The organism is Streptosporangium pseudovulgare, assembly GCF_014648055.1.
Lineage (GTDB): Bacteria > Actinomycetota > Actinomycetes > Streptosporangiales > Streptosporangiaceae > Streptosporangium > Streptosporangium pseudovulgare.
This window is the reverse complement of sequence record NZ_BMQJ01000012.1, coordinates 222,681-238,338: the sequence shown is the minus strand read 5'-3', so window position 1 is coordinate 238,338 and position 15,658 is coordinate 222,681. Positions and strand designations below refer to the sequence as shown.

Below are 15,658 nucleotides of genomic sequence, written 5' to 3'. Positions count from 1 at the left end.
GGAGGAACGGTGGCCCGCGACGGGAGTGCGGGCCACGAGTTCGTCCAGGCCGGCGGGCCGTCAGTGCTGGCCGGCCGTCAGCACCTTCAGGGAGTGCTCGACGAGCGTCACCAGGACCGTCTTGGCCGAGACGCGGCGCCGTACGTCGCACAGCAGCACCGGCACGTCCTCGTCGAGGTCCAGCGCGGAGCGCACCTCGTCGGCCTCGTACCGTTCGGCGCCGTCGAAGCAGTTGACGGCCACGATGAACGGCGTGCCCCGCTGCTCGAAGTAGTCGATCGAGGGGAAGCAGTCGGTCAGCCGCCGGGTGTCGGCGAGCACCACCGCGCCCAGCGCGCCGTAGGACAGCTCGTCCCACATGAACCAGAACCGCTCCTGCCCGGGGGTGCCGAACAGGTACACGACCAGGCCCTCCCGGATCGTGATGCGGCCGAAGTCCATCGCGACCGTGGTGGTGTGCTTGCCCTCCACGCCCTCGACGTCGTCGATGCCGATGCCGCGGTCGGAGAGCACCTCCTCGGTCCGGAGCGGCCGGATCTCGCTGATCGAGCCGACCAGCGTCGTCTTGCCCACCCCGAAGCCGCCCGCGATGAGGATCTTGAGCGCGACTGGTTCGTCAGAGGGCTCGAAGTCCATTGATCACTTCCTTGAGAATGCGCTCGCTCGCCGAGGCGCGCCCTATCGAGATCAGCTTGTGGTCGTGCAGGTCGCCGAGGAGGACACGGACCACGCCGAGGGGCAGGTCCAGGTCGGAGGCGATGTCGGCGACCGAGGTCGCCGTGGAGACCAGGGAGAGGATCCGCTCCTGCTCGGGGCCGGGGACGAACCCGCCGGGCGGGACCGTCCCCGTGGCGGTGATCATCGAGACCAGGTCCAGCGCGTCACCGGACGACCGGGTCCGGCCGCCGATCAGCGCGTACGGCCGGACAACGGGCCCGGCCTCCTCGTCCATCCACCGCGTCATGACGGCCGCTCCCCTCCGCACCCGTACGGCGCGCGGGCGGCGGACCGGCCGCACGCCGTACGGACCGTGTGGCGGCCGTACGGAACGCGGGTCACCGGCCGACCGTACGGCGCGCGCGCCGCGCGGCGGCCGCGCGGGAGGCGGGTCGCGGGACGACCGCCCGGCACGCCGTGCCCGGTGTCCCGCTCACTCACGAGAGTCCTTGGCGCGGGAGCGTGGAGATGTGCGGGCCGACCCGCTTGACCAGCATCGCCATCTCGTAGGCGATGTGGCCGACGTCGGCGTCGGAATCGCTCAGCACGGCGAGGCACGTGCCCTGCCCGGCGGCGGTGACGAACAGGAACGCCGACTCCATCTCCACGATGGTCTGGCGCACCTCGCCCCCGCCGAAGTGGCGGCCGGCCCCGCGCGCCAGGCTCTGGAACCCGGCGGCGACCGCCGACAGGTGCTCGGCGTCCTCCCGGCTGAGGCCCTTGGAGGAGCCCACCGCCAGACCGTCGGTGGACAGGATCACAGCTTGGCGCACCGCGGCCACCCGGCTCGTCAGATCGTCGAGGAGCCAGTTCAACTCGCCGGTGTTGGTGAACTTCCCGGTCATCAGTCCCTCTTGTCGGCTTTCGTGTGGTGTGCCAAGTCTTCGTTCTCCTCGCGTGCCCGTCGTGTGCCCGCCTGGAAGGCGGAGAACAGGGCCCGCACCTCGTCCGGCGAGCGGCCTTCGGCGGGCGGGTCCGGTTCGGGTTCAGGCCCGGCGGGCGCCTGCTGGGCCGGAGTCGCCGTCTCCTGCCGGAGCTGCGGCACGAGGCTGGCCTGCCGGACCCGGCGGGGAAGCTCCCGGGGGCCGGTGGTCTCCGCGGCGCTCCCCGCGTCGTTCTCCGCGGTGGCGGCCTCGTCGGCCACCACGCCGGTGACCCGCCCCGCGCGCTCCTCGCCGGTCCCGCCGGCCTGCCGGGCCGTCTCACGGTCCTTCCCGGGAGCCTTCCCAGGGGCCGTCTCGCGGTCCTTCCCGGGAGCCGCCTCCGTGGACGGCGGCCCGGGCACCACGGTGAGCGTCGGCGCGGCGAGGGGCGGCCGTCCGGCCGGGACGTCACCGGGGGCGCCGCCGGGCCTGGGCGTCGTCCTCGTCCGCCGGGGCAGGCCGCCGCCCTGGCGGCCTCCGCTCGACCGCGAGCCGTTCGGCCGGCCGCCGTTCTGGCGGATGCCGCCCGCCGCGGCGAGCGGGGACGGCGCGACGGCCCTGGGGGCGTCGCCCGCGGGCGCCTCAGGCCGTCGCGGGGCGGCGGGGGCGAGCGGCGGGCCGGTCTCGGCGAGCACCGCCCGGGGGATGAGCACGATGGCCGTGGTGCCGCCGAACGGCGAGCTGCGCAGGGTGACCTGGACGCCGTGCCGGGCGGCGAGCTGACCCACCACGAACAGGCCGAGCCGGTCGCTGTCGGCCAGGTCGAACTCCGGCGGGGTGGCCAGCCGCTCGTTGATCATCGCGTACTCCGTGGCGCTGAGCCCCAGGCCGCGGTCCTCCACCTCGACGGTGAACCCGTTGGCAACCACGTCGCCGCGCACGGTCACCGAGGTCTGCGGCGGCGAGTACACCGTGGCGTTCTCGATCAGCTCGGCGAGCAGGTGCGTGAGGTCGGCCACCGCGGCCCCGTCGACCGAGGCGGCGGGCATCGGCGCCACCTTGACCCGCCGGTAGTCCTCGACCTCGGCCAGGGCGGCCCGGACGACGTCGAGCACCGGCACCGGGTTGCGCCAGGCCCGGCCCGGCGCGGCGCCGGACAGGATGATCAGGCTCTCGGCGTGCCGCCTCATGCGGGTGGTCAGGTGGTCCAGCCGGAACAGGCCCTCAAGGGCGTCGGGGTCGTTCGTCCGGCGCTGCATGCCGTCCAGCAGGGTGAGCTGGCGGTGCAGCAGCCCCTGCTTGCGGCGGGCGAGGTTCACGAAGACCTGGCTGACGCCGCGGCGCAGGTCGGCCTGGCCGACGGCGGCCTCGACGGCGGTGCGCCGTACCGAGTCGAACGCGTGGGCCACGTCGCGGACCTCGGCCGAGCCGCCGGCGACCTCCATCGGCGGGGCCTCGGCGCGCACGTCCACCTTCTCGCCGAGCCGCAGCCGCTCCACGAGGCGCGGGAGACGCACGTCCGCCAGGTCGAGCGCGGCCGACCGCAGCCCGGCCAGCTCGCCGGACAGCCGGCGGCCGAAGCGGACCGAGATGACGATGGAGGCGACCACCGCGAGCAGGCCGACGCCGCCGGCGATCGCGATCCGGGTCAGGATGCCCGTGGCCACCGACTCCGAGCGTCCGGACAGCACGGCGGAGGCGGAGGCGCCGAGCTGGTCGAGCGAGGTCGCCAGGCCGTCGACGGTCGTCTTCCAGGCGCCCAGCTCGGCGGGGAGCTGGTCGTCGGGGGCCGTGATGACGGCCGCCTCCAGCTCGGTGAACTTCTTGAAGGCCGCGGAGCCGAAGATGTCGCGGTACGGCCCGCCCAGCTCGCCGTCCAGGGCCGCCAGGCCGCGCGAGTGCAGGAACCGGCGGGTGGCGGCGTACTCACCGAAGACCTCCCGCTCCTGGCGGGACAGCCGTTCGTCGATCAGCGCGCCGCTGATGAGGGCGTTCTCCCGGGCGATCATCTCCCGGGCGTTGCCCATCGACTGCAGGGCGACGGCCTGCCGGAAGATGCCGACCTCCGGGACGGCGACGAGCTGGTCGTACAGCAGGAAGACCGAGTCCAGGATCTGGTTGTACTGCGTCAGGGCGTCCAGCCGGTCCCGCCGCCCGCCGTCGATGCCGGCGCGGATGCCGGGGAGCCGGTCGAGCTGCCGGAGCACGCCGTCCAGCGCGGCGCTCATCTCCGGGCCGTCGGGGTCGGCGGCGAGGGCCGCGTCCCGGAAACTCGTCACGGCCCGGTCGGTGCGGCCGCGCTGCTCGCCCGTCACGCTGGTGACGACCCGGGAGCTGATCGCCACCGAGGACTGGGTCCGCTCGGCCTGGACCTGGAGCCCCAGCTCGGTGGAGGTCACGCCGACGCCCTGGTAGAGGTCGTAGGACCGCAGGAGGGCGGTTCCGTCGCCGACGGTCAGGTTGAGGGCGAACCCCCACAGCGCGCTGAGCGACACCAGGGGCAGGAGCAGCAGTAAGACGATCCTGAACCGAATGGATCGGTTTCCAGAGCCCATGCCCACTCGTCCCAACCTGTGAGTATGTGGAGGCTCGTGACCGGCTTGGGGATGGAATGCGCCTCCGGAAGATCGCACAGGAGACTAGCACCGATTAAGGTTTCGGCGCAGTGGAGGATCTGATGATTAGTGTGATTACCGGGGCCAGTGCCGGAATCGGCGCGGCCGCCGCGGTGGAACTGGCCCGCCGCGGCCACCGGCTCGTGCTGATCGGCCGCGACGCCGGACGGCTGGCCGAGGTGGCCGGCCGGGTGGCCGAGGCGACCGCCGCCTCCGGCCCGGATGCCGGCTCCGGTGCCGCGCCGGACACGCTGACGTGCGACTACGCGTCGTTCGACGACGTGCGGGCGCTCGCGGCGGAGCTGCGCTCACGCTACCCGCGCATCGACATCCTGATCAACAACGCGGGCGTGATGACCACGCAGCGGACGCTCACCCGCGACGGCCACGAGACGATGATGCAGGTCAACCACCTGTCGCCCTTCCTGCTGACGAACCTGCTGCTGGACCGGGTGACCGGCCGGGTGATCACCACCTCGTCCCGGGCGGGCAAGTCGGGCCGACTGGACCCCGCCGACCTCGACCGCGAGCGGCGGAAGTGGAGCGGCTGGCTGCAGTACGGCGACTCCAAGCAGGCCAACGCGCTGTTCACCGTGGAGCTGGCCCGGCGGCTGGCGGGGACCGGGGTGAGCGCCACCTGCTTCCACCCCGGCGTGATCAAGACGGGGTTCGCCCCGGGGACGTTCATGATGTGGATGGTGAAGCACATCCCGGGCATGGGGCAGACGGCGGAGGAGGGCGCGAGCACGATGGTCCACCTCGCCACCCACCCGGACGGCGCCGACCACCCGGGCCGCTACTTCGCCGACCGCGCCCCCGCCGCCGTCCCCCGGGGGATGAGCGACCCGAAGCTGGCCCGCGCCCTCTGGGACGCCAGCGCCGCCGCCGTGGGCCTGGACTAGCCGCCGGGGACACCGACCGGGGCCGGGCGCGGTCCCGGGCGATCCCGGGTGACCCGCCGGCCCGGCACGCACCCCGGAACCCGGGCGGCCGGCCTGGGCGGATGACCGCATCCTCAGACGCTTTTGGCGCTTCGCGAAGATTCTCCGGGTCCGGCGCTGGCAATCTCACGATTGACACGGCACCGGCATCGCACGGGGACTTCACATGAGGCGCGGGGGGCTTCGCATGAGGATCGGGAGAACGACCTGGGCCATGGTGACGTTCGCCGCCCTGGCCACCCTCGTGGCGTGCGGCGGGGGGCAGCCGGGCGGTCCCACCGCCTCCGCCCCCGCCACGACCGGCAGCGGCACGAACTCCCCCGCGGCCACCTCACCACCCGGCGGCCCCTCCGCCCCCGGCGGGGCGCCCGGCGGCGCGCCCGGTGGCGCCCCGACCTCGCAGCTCGCCAAGGTGTCGGCGAACACCGCCAGTGAGAGCCAGATCGCCACCGCGCTCCGGGACGCCGGGGTGCCCAACGCCGAACGGTGGGCGAAGGAGGTCGTGGAATACCGGCCGTACCCCGCCGACGACCGCAGCCTCACGAAGCTCCGCGAGGAGCTCGCCAAGTACAACCCCGGCCAGGACACGATCGACAAGATCATCTCAGCGCTCCAGCCTTGAACGACCGCTCCGCCTGGCTGCGGCCCGGCCTCCTCGCCCTGGTCGCGGTGAGCATCCTCGGCACCGGCCTCGAACTCGCCGCCGAGCGGCACTGGCAGGCGTGGAACCAGCTTCCTCCCTGGGGAGCACTGGTCCTCCTGACGGCGGGAGTGGTGATCGCCGCCCTCCGCGACTCCCGGTGGGCGGTCGCCGTGGTGTGGGTGCTCTCGGTGGTCGTGCTGGCGGTGGCGGCGATCGGCGTCTACCTCCACGTCACGGCCGACTACGATGCGGGTTTCCTCGACCAGCGGTACGCCGCGACCTGGGAGAGCATCCCCCCGCTCACCCGCTGGTGGTACGCCGTGAGCAAGACGGTGGGGCCCGCGCCGCCCTTCGCCTCGGGCGCGCTCGCCCAGACCGCCGTCGTCCTCCTGCTGGCCACCCTCGTCCGCCGTCCGGGCCGCGGAGACTGAGCCCGAACCCGTCGTCCGGGCCGCGGGGACGGGACCGGGCCCGGGCCCGTACGAGCCGAAACCGTGCCGCCCGGTCCGCCGTCCGCCACGGGGACCGAGGCGCCCATCGGCCGGAGCACGCCGTGTCCCGTCCTTGGCTAGGGTCGAACGGTGACCGAACCGATCATCATGCTCCGCGGTCTGCGGGTGGACCTCGGCGGGAATCCGGTGCTGCGCGGCATCGGGCTGACGGCCGCGGCAGGGGAGATCGTCGCCGTGACGGGGCCGAACGGCGTGGGCAAGTCGACCCTGCTGCGCTGCCTGGCCGGCCTGCAGTCGCCCGACGAGGGGGAGATCACCGTCCTCGGTGGCCCACCCCGCGACACCCCGGCGTTCTGGCGCGATGTGGTGCTGGCCGCCGACGAACCGGCGTGGTATCCCGGCCTGACGGCGCGGGAGCACCTGGAGCTGGTGCGCGCGGTCCATCCCGCCCCGCGGATGGACGCCGGGGAGGCGCTGGAGACCTTCGGCCTGCGCGACCGCGCCGACACGGTGCCGCAGAACCTGTCCACCGGCCAGCGCCAGCGGCTCTCCCTCGCCGCGGCGCTGCTCCGCCCGAGCCGGCTGCTGCTGCTCGACGAGCCGGAGCGCGGGCTCGACGCCGACTTCCGCGAGCGCCTGGCGGCCCTCCTGGCCGGCTACGCGGCCGAGGGGCGGACGGTGGTCGCGGCCACCCACGACCCCGGGCTCGCCGAGGCCGCCGGAGCCCGCCGCGTCGAGCTGACCGACGCCCCGGCGGCGTACGGCTCGACGCACGACCCGGCGGACGGCTCGGCCGGCCGCGGGAAGACCGGACGCCGGGCCGCCCGCCGTACCGCCGGTACGGCGGGCGGCCGCGCGACGAGGAGGGCCCGATGAGCGAGGGCGCCGCCGCGGTCCGGGCCGCGCGCGCACTCGCCCGTCCCCGGCGCGGGCGGGCGAGCTGGTCGGACCGCTACGTGGCCGGGTTCGGGCTGGTGATGATCCTCGCCGTCCTCGCCGAGCCCCTCTCCTCCGCGCTGGCCGCGTTCGGTCACCCGCGCGACCCGTCGCGGGCGGCGGCCGGGGTCGCCCTGGTCCTGCTGGCCTACGCCGGGTTCCTCGCCCTGGCCCGCGTCGCCGGTCCCGTCGCCCTGCCCACCCCGGACGCCTCCTGGCTGCTGCTGTCCCCGCTGGACCGGCGGGCCGTGCTGGGGCGGACGACGCGGATCCTCGCGCTGGTCTGCGTGCCGGTCGGGATCACGCTGGGGGTGGCCGCGCTCGCCGTGCTCGGGGCGCCCGACCAGACGGTGGTACGGCTGGCCGTGGCGGTGGCGCTCGGCCTCGCGGCGAGCGCGGCGGGCATGGCCGTGGCCGTCATGGCCCAGGCGTCGCAGACGTGGGACTCGTGGCTGCAGGCCGCCGTCGCCGTGACGGTGGTCGCCGCCGCGGCGGTCGCGCTGCTCGGCGGCGCGGGGCGGTGGCTGCTCGCCGCCTCCTCCGCTCCCCCGGCGTACGGCGCGGCCCTCGCCGCGGCGTCCGCCGCCGTGGCCGCGCTGCTCGTACGGCGGGCCCGCGCGGCGACGGCGGCGATGCCCGCGCGGGCCGTGCTCGGGGCCTCCACCCGGGCCGGGCACGTGACGCGGGCGGCGACCGGTCTGGACCCCAGCCTGCTGGCCGAGATCGCCGAGGAGGTCCACTGGCGCGGGCGCCGCCTGCGGTCCCGGCCGTGGCCGTCACTGCCCGCCCCGCTGGCGACGGCGTGGCACGACTGGCGCAGGTTCGCCCGGCGGCCGGGACGGCTCGCCGTACTGTTCGGCGTCGCCGTACTGCCGGCCCTGGTCGCGCGGGCGTCCGGCGGGCTCACCCCGCTGACCGCGGCGGCGGTGCTCGCCGGTGGGCTGGCCGCCGCGGCGTCCGGCGTCTCCGGTGCGCGCCGCGACGGCGACGACCCCGCCCTCGCCCGGCTTCTCGGGACGGGGTTCCGTTCGGTCCTGGCGGCCAGGGCGCTGCTGCCGGCGCTGCTGGGCGCGGCCTGGCTGGCCGTCGCCCTGGGCGGGCTGACGCTGGCGGGCGCGCTCCCGGCGGGCCCGTGGTTGCTCCTGGGCGTGGCGGCGGCGCCCGCCCTGGCCGCGGCCGCGCTGCGGATGGCCCGCAGGCGGCCGGTCGACCACTCGATGCCGGTGATCGACACCGGCGGCGGCGCGGTCCCCACGGGGCCGCTGCTGTGGGGCCTGACCGGCGCCGACCTGGCCGTGGCCGGGTGCCTGCCCCTGGCGCTGGCGCTGACCGGCGGCTCCGCCGGGCCGGCCGCGTTCCTGGCGGCGCAGGCGCTGACCGGCGCGGCGGCCCTGGCCGCCTACCTGCTCTGCGCGCGCCGCGGCGGCTGAGGGGCGGGCGGCGGCGCTCCCCGGCCCGAAGACCGGGGAGCGCACCGGAGCCTAGTAGCGCTCGCGGCGGACCGTCGCCCGGCGGCCCTTGATGGTGCTTCCCCGCAGACCTGCGATCACCTGCTCGGCCGCCGGGTCCGGGACCTCCACCAGGGAGAAGCGGTCGAAGATCTCGATCGCCCCGATGTCCCGGCCGCTGAGGCCCGTCTCGCCGGCGATCGCGCCGACCAGGTCCTGGGGCCGGACGCCGGCGCTGCGCCCGGCGCCGACGAACAGGCGGGTCATCCCGCCCGAGGCGGCCCGCGGCCCGCGCCGTGGCTCGCGACCGCCGTCCCGGCCACCGTCCCGACCGCCGTCACGGCCCATGCCGTCGCGGCGGCCGCGGCCCTCGGCGGGCCGCAGGGTGACCTCGGGGATCTCCTCTTCGTCGGCGGCGGCCCCGCTCGCCTCGTGGGCCAGCTTCACCGCGGCGAGCGCCACCTCCATGATGTCGAACTCGTCGGTGAGGGTCTCGACCACGACGCGGAAGCGGTCGAAGTCGTCCTCCAGCAGGCTCTCGTGCAGCGCGGCGCGCGTCATCTCCAGCTGCCGGGCGCGCAGGTCCGCCACGGTCGGCACCTTCTCGACCGGGATCCGGCGCTTGGTCACCCGCTCGATGGTCTTGAGCATCCGGTGCTCGCGCGGCTCGGCCAGGGTGATGGCCACGCCCTCGCGGCCGGCCCGGCCGACCCGGCCGATCCGGTGCACGTACGCCTCGGGCGCGGAGGGCACGTCGTAGTTCACCACGTGGGTGAGCTGCTCGATGTCGAGGCCGCGCGCTGCCACGTCGGTCGCCACCAGCAGGTCGGCCGTGCCGCTGCGCAGCCGTCCCATGACGCGGTCGCGCTGCTCCTGGCCCATCCCGCCGTGCAGGGCCTCGGCGCGGTAGCCGCGGCCGTTCAGCGTCTCGGTGAGCTGGTCCACCTCGTCGCGGGTGCGGCAGAAGACGATCGCGGCGGTGGGCGACTCCACGTCCAGCAGGCGGCCGAGCGCCGCGGGCTTGTGCGCCCGGGGCACCACGTAGGCGGTCTGCCGCACCAGCGGCGACTCGCCCGGCGCGGGCGCCTCCCGCCCGATCTCGATCCGGACCGGGTCCTGCAGGTGGCGGCGGGCGATGCCGTTGATGCGCGGCGGCATCGTGGCGGAGAAGAGCACCGTCTGGCGGTTCTCGGGGGTCTCCTGGAGGATCGCCTCGATGTCCTCGGCGAAGCCCATGTCGAGCATCTCGTCGGCCTCGTCCAGCACGACCATGCGCAGGTTCGACAGCCGGAGCGTGCCGCGGCCGATGTGGTCGAGCGCGCGTCCGGGCGTGGCGATCACGACGTCGACCCCGCGGTCCAGCGCGCGGAGCTGCCGCCCGATCGGCTGCCCGCCGTAGATCGGCAGGACCTGCGCGCCCAGTTCGCGGCCGTAGTGGTGGAACGCCTCCGACACCTGTACGGCCAGCTCCCGGGTGGGCACCAGCACCAGCGCCGTCGGGTCCTCCCTCTCGGCCGCGGTGTCGAGGCGCTGGAGCACCGGGAGCGCGAAGGCCGCCGTCTTGCCCGTGCCCGTCGCGGCCTGGCCGAGCAGGTCGCGGCCCTCCAGCAGCGGCGGGATCGCCTCCCGCTGGATCGGCGTGGGCTCCTCGTAGCCCAGGCCGGAGAGCGCGCGCAGGATCTCGGGCCTCAGATCCAGCTCGGCGAAACCGGACGCGATGTTGCCGGACATGTCCGCGTCGGGCGCGGGGGTGGTATTCGGGGTGGTCATGCTCGGGTTTCCTCACTCCTGGACGGACGCGCACGGGCTCACGGTGACGACAAGTTCCACCCCGTGACCGCATGCTCCGTCTTCGGGGCGCCCCCGGACCGCCGGTTTCACCGGTCCGTCACGGCGCGCCTCCCCGGACGGCGGCCGTCGTGAGCGGCCGGGCGCGAACGCCGGTGGACCCGTCGGCCGGTCCCACCTCAAGGGACCGGCGCCGCCGATCCGGTGGTGACGGGCGGGCCAGGGTGCGTGTCCCATGACATGCCCGGCCGCGCGCCGGACGAACGTCGAACAGACGACATCGGCGGCGAACTCCGGATCGGTGGTCCCAGCCTAGTTGACCTCCCCGCGCGTTCGTCCGGGGCGGGTGTCCCGATGAGGCCCGGAACGCCGGCGCCCCGGTGTCCGGCCGGGGAGGGCCGGGCACCGGGGCGCTCGCCGTCCGGTCAGCGCAGCGCGGAGAAGAACTCCCGGACGTCGCCGGCCAGCAGCTCCGGCCGCTCCAGGGACAGGAAGTTGCCACCGCGCTCGAACTCGGTCCACCGGGTGACGTTGTGGTCGCGCTCGGCGAACCGGCGGACCGTGATGTCGGTGGTGCGGGCGAGCGCGACGGCGGTGGGGACGGTGCCGCGCTCCCTGGGAGCCCAGGCGGCCGGGTCGTGGGCCATCTCGTAGTAGAGGTTCGCCGAGGAGCCGGCGGTGCCGGTGAACCAGTAGACGCTGACGTTCGTCAGCAGGTTGTCGCGGCCCACGGCGTCCTCGGGCAGCTCGGCCGCCGCGTCCGTCCACTCCTTGAACTTCTCGGTGATCCAGGCGAGCTGCCCGACGGGGGAGTCGTGCAGGCCGTACGCGAGGGTCTGCGGGCGGGTGGACTGGATGACGTTGAAACCCATCATGTCGTCGCGGAAGTGCTGCAGCCGGGCCAGGCGCTCCTGCTCGTCCCCGGTCAGGCCGGCGAAGTCGGCGGGGTCGTCGGAGGGGAAGGTGACCAGCCCGTTCAGGTGGATCCCGACGACGCGCCCGGGGACCTGGCGGCCCATCTCGGCGGCGATCCAGGCGCCCCCGCCGCCGCCCTGCACGCCGTAGCGGTCGTAACCGAGGCGGTCCATCACCTCGACGAACGCGCTCGCGATCTTCCCGGTGTTCCAGCCGGGGGCGGTGAGCGGGCCGCCGAAGCCGACGCCCGGGGTCGAGGCGATGACGAGGTGGAACTCCTTGGACAGGGGCTCGACGACCTCGGTGAACTGGGTGAACGAGCCCGGCCAGTCGTGCAGGAGCAGCAGCGGGAGCGCGTCGGCGTCATCGGACCGCACGTGGGCGAAGTGGATCGTCTGGCCGTCCACCTCGGTGGTGAACTGCGGGAGCTCGTTCAGCTTCGCCTCGGCGGCGCGCCAGTCGTAACCGTTCGCCCAGTGGTCGGCGAGCCCCTTCAGGTAGTCCACCGGCACGCCCCGGCTCCAGCCGGCGCCGGGGATCTCGCCACTCCAGCGGGTACGGCGAAGCCGGTCGCGGAGGTCGTCGAGGTCGGCCTGCGGAACGTCGATGTGGAAGCGGCGGATCTCGGTGTTCGTCATGCCGGCGTGCCTCTCTCGCGGTTCACCGACCCGCCCTGCGGAGCGGATCGTTCTGTTCCAATATTAGCAGAACGGAATGCTTCATTCCACAAATATGCCGGAGCGAGCCGGTCCGGCGGACAGGGAACCGCGGGCCGTCGGCGGAACCGGTGATCACCGCGGGCCGGCCGCGTCGCAGCTCGACAAGGAAAGCCCCCGCATCGGATCCCGCCCATGCGGGAGTGCCATGGGCGGGATCCGATACGGGGGCTCGGGCCGCGATCGCGGTGTCCGGGCGGTCCCGGGTCAGATCATCACGTGGTCGTCGGGGCGGCCGACGAAGGAGAACTGGGCGCCGCGGGTGAGCTTGTGGTCGTCGGGCTGCCAGGTATGCATCGTCGGGTCGCCGCTGCGCCAGTAGACGAAGTTGAACCGGTCGGTGGAGTAGATCTTGACCCGGTCCTCCTTCAGCCGCTTGACCAGGCGGGTGTCCTCGCCCCGGGTGACGTCCTCGAAGCCGTAGTGGCGGAACATGTCGGCCTTGCCGAGGAAGGTGCCGCCCTGCACCAGCCAGGCGTAGCGGTGCTCCAGGCCCGGCATGCGCAGCATCGTGGTGTTGGTGGACTCGAAGTAGGCGTAGTGGGCGCCCTTGCCGACCAGTTCGGCGTCGGAGTAGTCGAAGGCGCGGACGAGGTCCGACAGGTAGTGCTCGCCGTACAGGTTGTCGTCGTCCATCTTGGCGATCAGCTCGCCCTCGGCCGCGGCGATGCCCATGTTCATGCAGGCGCCCAGCGACATCGACGCGTCGGCGGCCAGCACCACGACGTCGGAGACCCCCGCCACGCGGGCCTTGTCGGCGACCACGACCGGGTCGATGTCCAGGCCGTGCAGCACCATGACGAGCTGGACCGGGCGGTGGATCTGCCGGGCCACCGAGGAGATGGCGTGTTCGATCTGCGAGGCCCGGTTGGTCGGCAGCACCACCGAGACGGACCGCGCCCGGGGTTGCACCGGCCGGCCGAGGAAGCCCAGGATCTGGTCCACCCGGTGGGTGAACAGGTGCTTGTCGAAGACCTCGCGCATGGCCAGGTGCCCCCGGCGGGCGCGCAGCTCGGGGCTGTTGATCAGGTGCAGGACGTTGTTGTAGGACTCCAGCTCGTCGTGGGCGATGGGGACGAGGTCGCCGAAGGTCTCCTCGATGGCCCGGGACCAGCCGGAGACCACCGGCGTGGAGCAGGCCGACAGCTCGAAGACCCGCCGGGCGCACATGGTCGGCGAGTGCAGCACCGAGTTCACGTTGAGGAAGACCTTGTACATCTTGTACGCGGCCAGCATCCGGTCGTAGGGCAACTCGCCCACGATGTGCGGGACGTACTTCTCCGGCCAGGCGTACTTCTCGTCCACCGTGCCGTTGCGGGCGAAGATGTGCAGGCCCAGCTCGCGGATCGGGTCGAGGACCGTCTCCATCTGCTCGCGGCGCTCAGGATGCTTGTCGCGGAAGTACATGCCCGCGAAGACCACGTCGTGGATGCGGCCCTGCTTCTCCTGGATCGGGTTGTGCACCCGGGGCTGGGCCGCGAACTGCAGGACGTCCACCCGGTCGTGCCCGAGCACCTCGCGGTAGCGCGGCACCATGTCGCCGTCGCAGGTGAAGACGTAGTCGAACAGCTTGGCCGTGTCGATGAAGAAGTCGAAGTTCGGCGGGTCCTCCTTGTTCCAGAAGACCGTCGGGATCCCCTCGGCGCGGCACCACTCGATCAGCGCGCGCAGCTCCGGCTTGGGAGCGTTCGTCCCGGTCATCTGGTAGCGCCAGCGGCCCTGGTTGCCGTGCCAGGCCGACTCGGCGAACAGGATGTCCGGCCGCCGCTCGGCGAAGATCTCCGGCCAGTCGCGCAGCCCGAACTCGATCTGGTCCCACTCGTATTTGAACGCCATGCGGGAGAAGTCGTCGAGGATGACCGCGACCTTCAGGTCGGGCCGGTTCACCGGCCCGGACGGCCACTTCACCTGCGGCACGTCCACGACGGGCCCCCGGTTGGAGACCTCCTCGATCACCTCCGACACCGGCCGGGGCGCCTTGGGCGCGCGGCCGGGCCGCATCGCGCCGCGCAGCTTGCCCGGCAGGTTCACCACCCCGGCCCCGCGGGACCCGGTCAGCGCCTCGGCCACCCGGTAGGGGCGCTGGACCTTGGTCGACTCCAGCTTCCACTGGGCGTACTCGGCGCGGGCCTCGGCGATGGCCAGCCGCCGCTCCAGGTCCTGGACGCGCTCTTCGTAGCGCTCGATGACCTTGCGCTCCTCGGGCAGCCAGTTGACCGGTCCGAGACGCTGGTACTTCGGCTCTTCGGGGGTCTGCTCACTCATGGGGTCGGTCGCCTTCGTCCGGGGTCGTGCCAGCGTACGGCTTACGCCGTGATCAAATGGGCGTTTTGCGGGGATTCGCGGAGTACGGCCCGCCCGCCACGGCGCGCCGTACGGCAGCCCGCGCCGCCCGCCACGGCACGCCGCGCGGTACGGCCCGCGCCCGTCACGGCGCGCCGCCTGTCACAGCGCGTCGCCCGTCACAGCGCGTCGCGCGGTTCGTTCTGCGCCGCCGGGGAGAGGTTCCGGCCGCCGAGCCACGCCTCGATCACCCGGGCGATCCGGGGACCGGCCTTGCCGTCCCAGAGCGGCGGCAGCTCGCCCGACGGCGTCGCGGCGCCGCCGGCCAGGGCCCGGTCCGCGGCGGCGGGCAGCCCCGCCGGGGTGACCAGGCGGTTGGTGCCGTGGGTGACGGTGACCGGCCGCTCGGTGTTGGGCCGCACGGTCAGGCAGGGCACGCCGAGCATGGTGGTCTCCTCCTGCACGCCGCCGGAGTCGGTGACGACCAGGGCCGCCCCGCGCACCAGCGACAGGAAGTCGACGTAGCCGAGCGGATCGACGATGGACAGCCGCTCGCCGTCCACCAGGCCGGCCTCGGCCAGGCGGGTCCGGCCGCGCGGGTGCAGCGGCACCACGACCGGCAGCCGCTCGCTCACCGCCAGCACGGCGTCGACCAGCTCCTTGGCCGCGGCCGGGTCGTCGACGTTGGCCGGGCGGTGCAGGGTCGCCACGGCGTACCGCTCGCCGAGCCCGAGGCGCGCCCGGACCGGGGCCGGATCGAGCCGGTCCAGCGCGGAGAACAGGCTGTCGATCATCGGATTGCCGACGAGGTGCACCCGGGCGGGGTCCACGCCCTCGTTCGCCAGGTGGGAGAGCGCGTCGGACGAGGTGGCGAAGAGGATGTCGGACAGCGCGTCGGTGACGACCCGGTTGACCTCCTCGGGCATCCCCCGGTCGAAGGAACGCAGGCCCGCCTCGACGTGCGCGGTCGGGATCTGCAGCTTGGCGCAGACGAGGATCGCCGCGAGCGTGGAGTTCACGTCGCCGTAGACGACGACCAGCGCCGGGCGGTGCGCCAGCACCACCTCCTCCAGGCCGGTCAGCAGGGCCGCCGTCTGGCGGGCGTGCGAGCCGGACCCGACGCCGAGGTTGGCGATCGGCTCGGGCAGGCCGAGGTCGGCGAAGAACACGTCCGACATCAGGGCGTCGTAGTGCTGGCCGGTGTGGACGATGCCCTGGCGCACCCCCACCTCCGCGAGGGCCCGCACGACCGGGGCGGCCTTGACGAAATTGGGCCGCGCGCCGAGCACGTGCAGGACGAGCGGGTCCTCGGGGGCCGAAGCCGTCTCCGTGGTCACTGAC

At 74.1% G+C, this 15,658-nt stretch carries 13 protein-coding genes; 5 read left to right on the top strand and 8 right to left on the bottom strand.

What is annotated here, in order from left to right; genetic code table 11:
- Positions 1-60: 60 nt before the first annotated feature.
- The 4 genes from IEZ10_RS23810 to IEZ10_RS23795 form a co-directional block, all read right to left on the bottom strand.
- Positions 61-636, bottom strand: coding sequence for a GTP-binding protein (locus IEZ10_RS23810; protein ID WP_189248718.1), 576 nt, complete (start codon positions 634-636; stop codon positions 61-63).
- Positions 617-964, bottom strand: a complete 348-nt coding sequence (locus IEZ10_RS23805) for a DUF742 domain-containing protein (RefSeq protein WP_189248717.1) — start codon at positions 962-964, stop codon at positions 617-619. The genes IEZ10_RS23810 and IEZ10_RS23805 overlap by 20 nt, the downstream gene beginning before the upstream one ends.
- A 190-nt stretch (positions 965-1,154) precedes the next feature.
- Positions 1,155-1,562 carry a roadblock/LC7 domain-containing protein gene (locus IEZ10_RS23800; RefSeq protein WP_189248716.1) on the bottom strand — a complete coding sequence of 136 codons (408 nt, stop codon included), beginning with the start codon at positions 1,560-1,562 and terminating at the stop codon, positions 1,155-1,157.
- Entirely contained in the window at positions 1,562-4,135 is a 2,574-nt protein-coding gene (locus IEZ10_RS23795) for a sensor histidine kinase (RefSeq protein WP_189248715.1), read from the bottom strand. The genes IEZ10_RS23800 and IEZ10_RS23795 overlap by 1 nt, the downstream gene beginning before the upstream one ends.
- A 122-nt stretch (positions 4,136-4,257) precedes the next feature.
- Here IEZ10_RS23795 and IEZ10_RS23790 point away from each other — a divergent pair, with 122 nt between their 5' ends.
- From IEZ10_RS23790 to IEZ10_RS23770, 5 genes are all read left to right on the top strand, one after another.
- The gene (locus tag IEZ10_RS23790) at positions 4,258-5,097 is read left to right on the top strand and encodes an SDR family NAD(P)-dependent oxidoreductase (RefSeq protein ID WP_189248714.1); all 840 of its coding nucleotides are present in this window, start codon (positions 4,258-4,260) and stop codon (positions 5,095-5,097) included.
- Between the two features lie 226 nt (positions 5,098-5,323).
- Entirely contained in the window at positions 5,324-5,758 is a 435-nt protein-coding gene (locus IEZ10_RS39145) for a hypothetical protein (protein WP_229811566.1), read from the top strand.
- Positions 5,755-6,210: a hypothetical protein gene (locus IEZ10_RS23780; RefSeq protein ID WP_229811565.1), complete on the top strand. Its 456-nt coding sequence runs from the start codon at positions 5,755-5,757 to the stop codon at positions 6,208-6,210. The genes IEZ10_RS39145 and IEZ10_RS23780 overlap by 4 nt, the downstream gene beginning before the upstream one ends.
- A gap of 150 nt (positions 6,211-6,360) precedes the next feature.
- On the top strand, positions 6,361-7,107 hold the full coding sequence (gene ccmA / locus IEZ10_RS23775; RefSeq protein ID WP_189248713.1) for a heme ABC exporter ATP-binding protein CcmA: 747 nt from the start codon (positions 6,361-6,363) through the stop codon (positions 7,105-7,107).
- Positions 7,104-8,597 (top strand): DUF6297 family protein, encoded by a 1,494-nt coding sequence (locus IEZ10_RS23770; protein ID WP_189248712.1) that lies wholly within the window; start codon positions 7,104-7,106, stop codon positions 8,595-8,597. The genes ccmA and IEZ10_RS23770 overlap by 4 nt, the downstream gene beginning before the upstream one ends.
- Positions 8,598-8,648: 51 nt before the next feature.
- Here the strand turns inward: IEZ10_RS23770 and IEZ10_RS23765 are convergent, their stop codons facing one another.
- The 4 genes from IEZ10_RS23765 to wecB form a co-directional block, all read right to left on the bottom strand.
- Entirely contained in the window at positions 8,649-10,385 is a 1,737-nt protein-coding gene (locus tag IEZ10_RS23765; RefSeq protein ID WP_189248711.1) for a DEAD/DEAH box helicase, read from the bottom strand.
- 443 nt (positions 10,386-10,828) lie between these two features.
- Positions 10,829-11,956, bottom strand: coding sequence for an epoxide hydrolase family protein (locus IEZ10_RS23760; protein WP_189248710.1), 1,128 nt, complete (start codon positions 11,954-11,956; stop codon positions 10,829-10,831).
- 285 nt (positions 11,957-12,241) lie between these two features.
- Positions 12,242-14,299, bottom strand: coding sequence for a glycosyltransferase family protein (locus IEZ10_RS23755; RefSeq protein ID WP_189248709.1), 2,058 nt, complete (start codon positions 14,297-14,299; stop codon positions 12,242-12,244).
- Positions 14,300-14,496: 197 nt separating this feature from the next.
- Positions 14,497-15,654 (bottom strand): non-hydrolyzing UDP-N-acetylglucosamine 2-epimerase, encoded by a 1,158-nt coding sequence (gene wecB, locus IEZ10_RS23750; RefSeq protein WP_373287412.1) that lies wholly within the window; start codon positions 15,652-15,654, stop codon positions 14,497-14,499.
- Positions 15,655-15,658 lie beyond the last annotated feature (4 nt).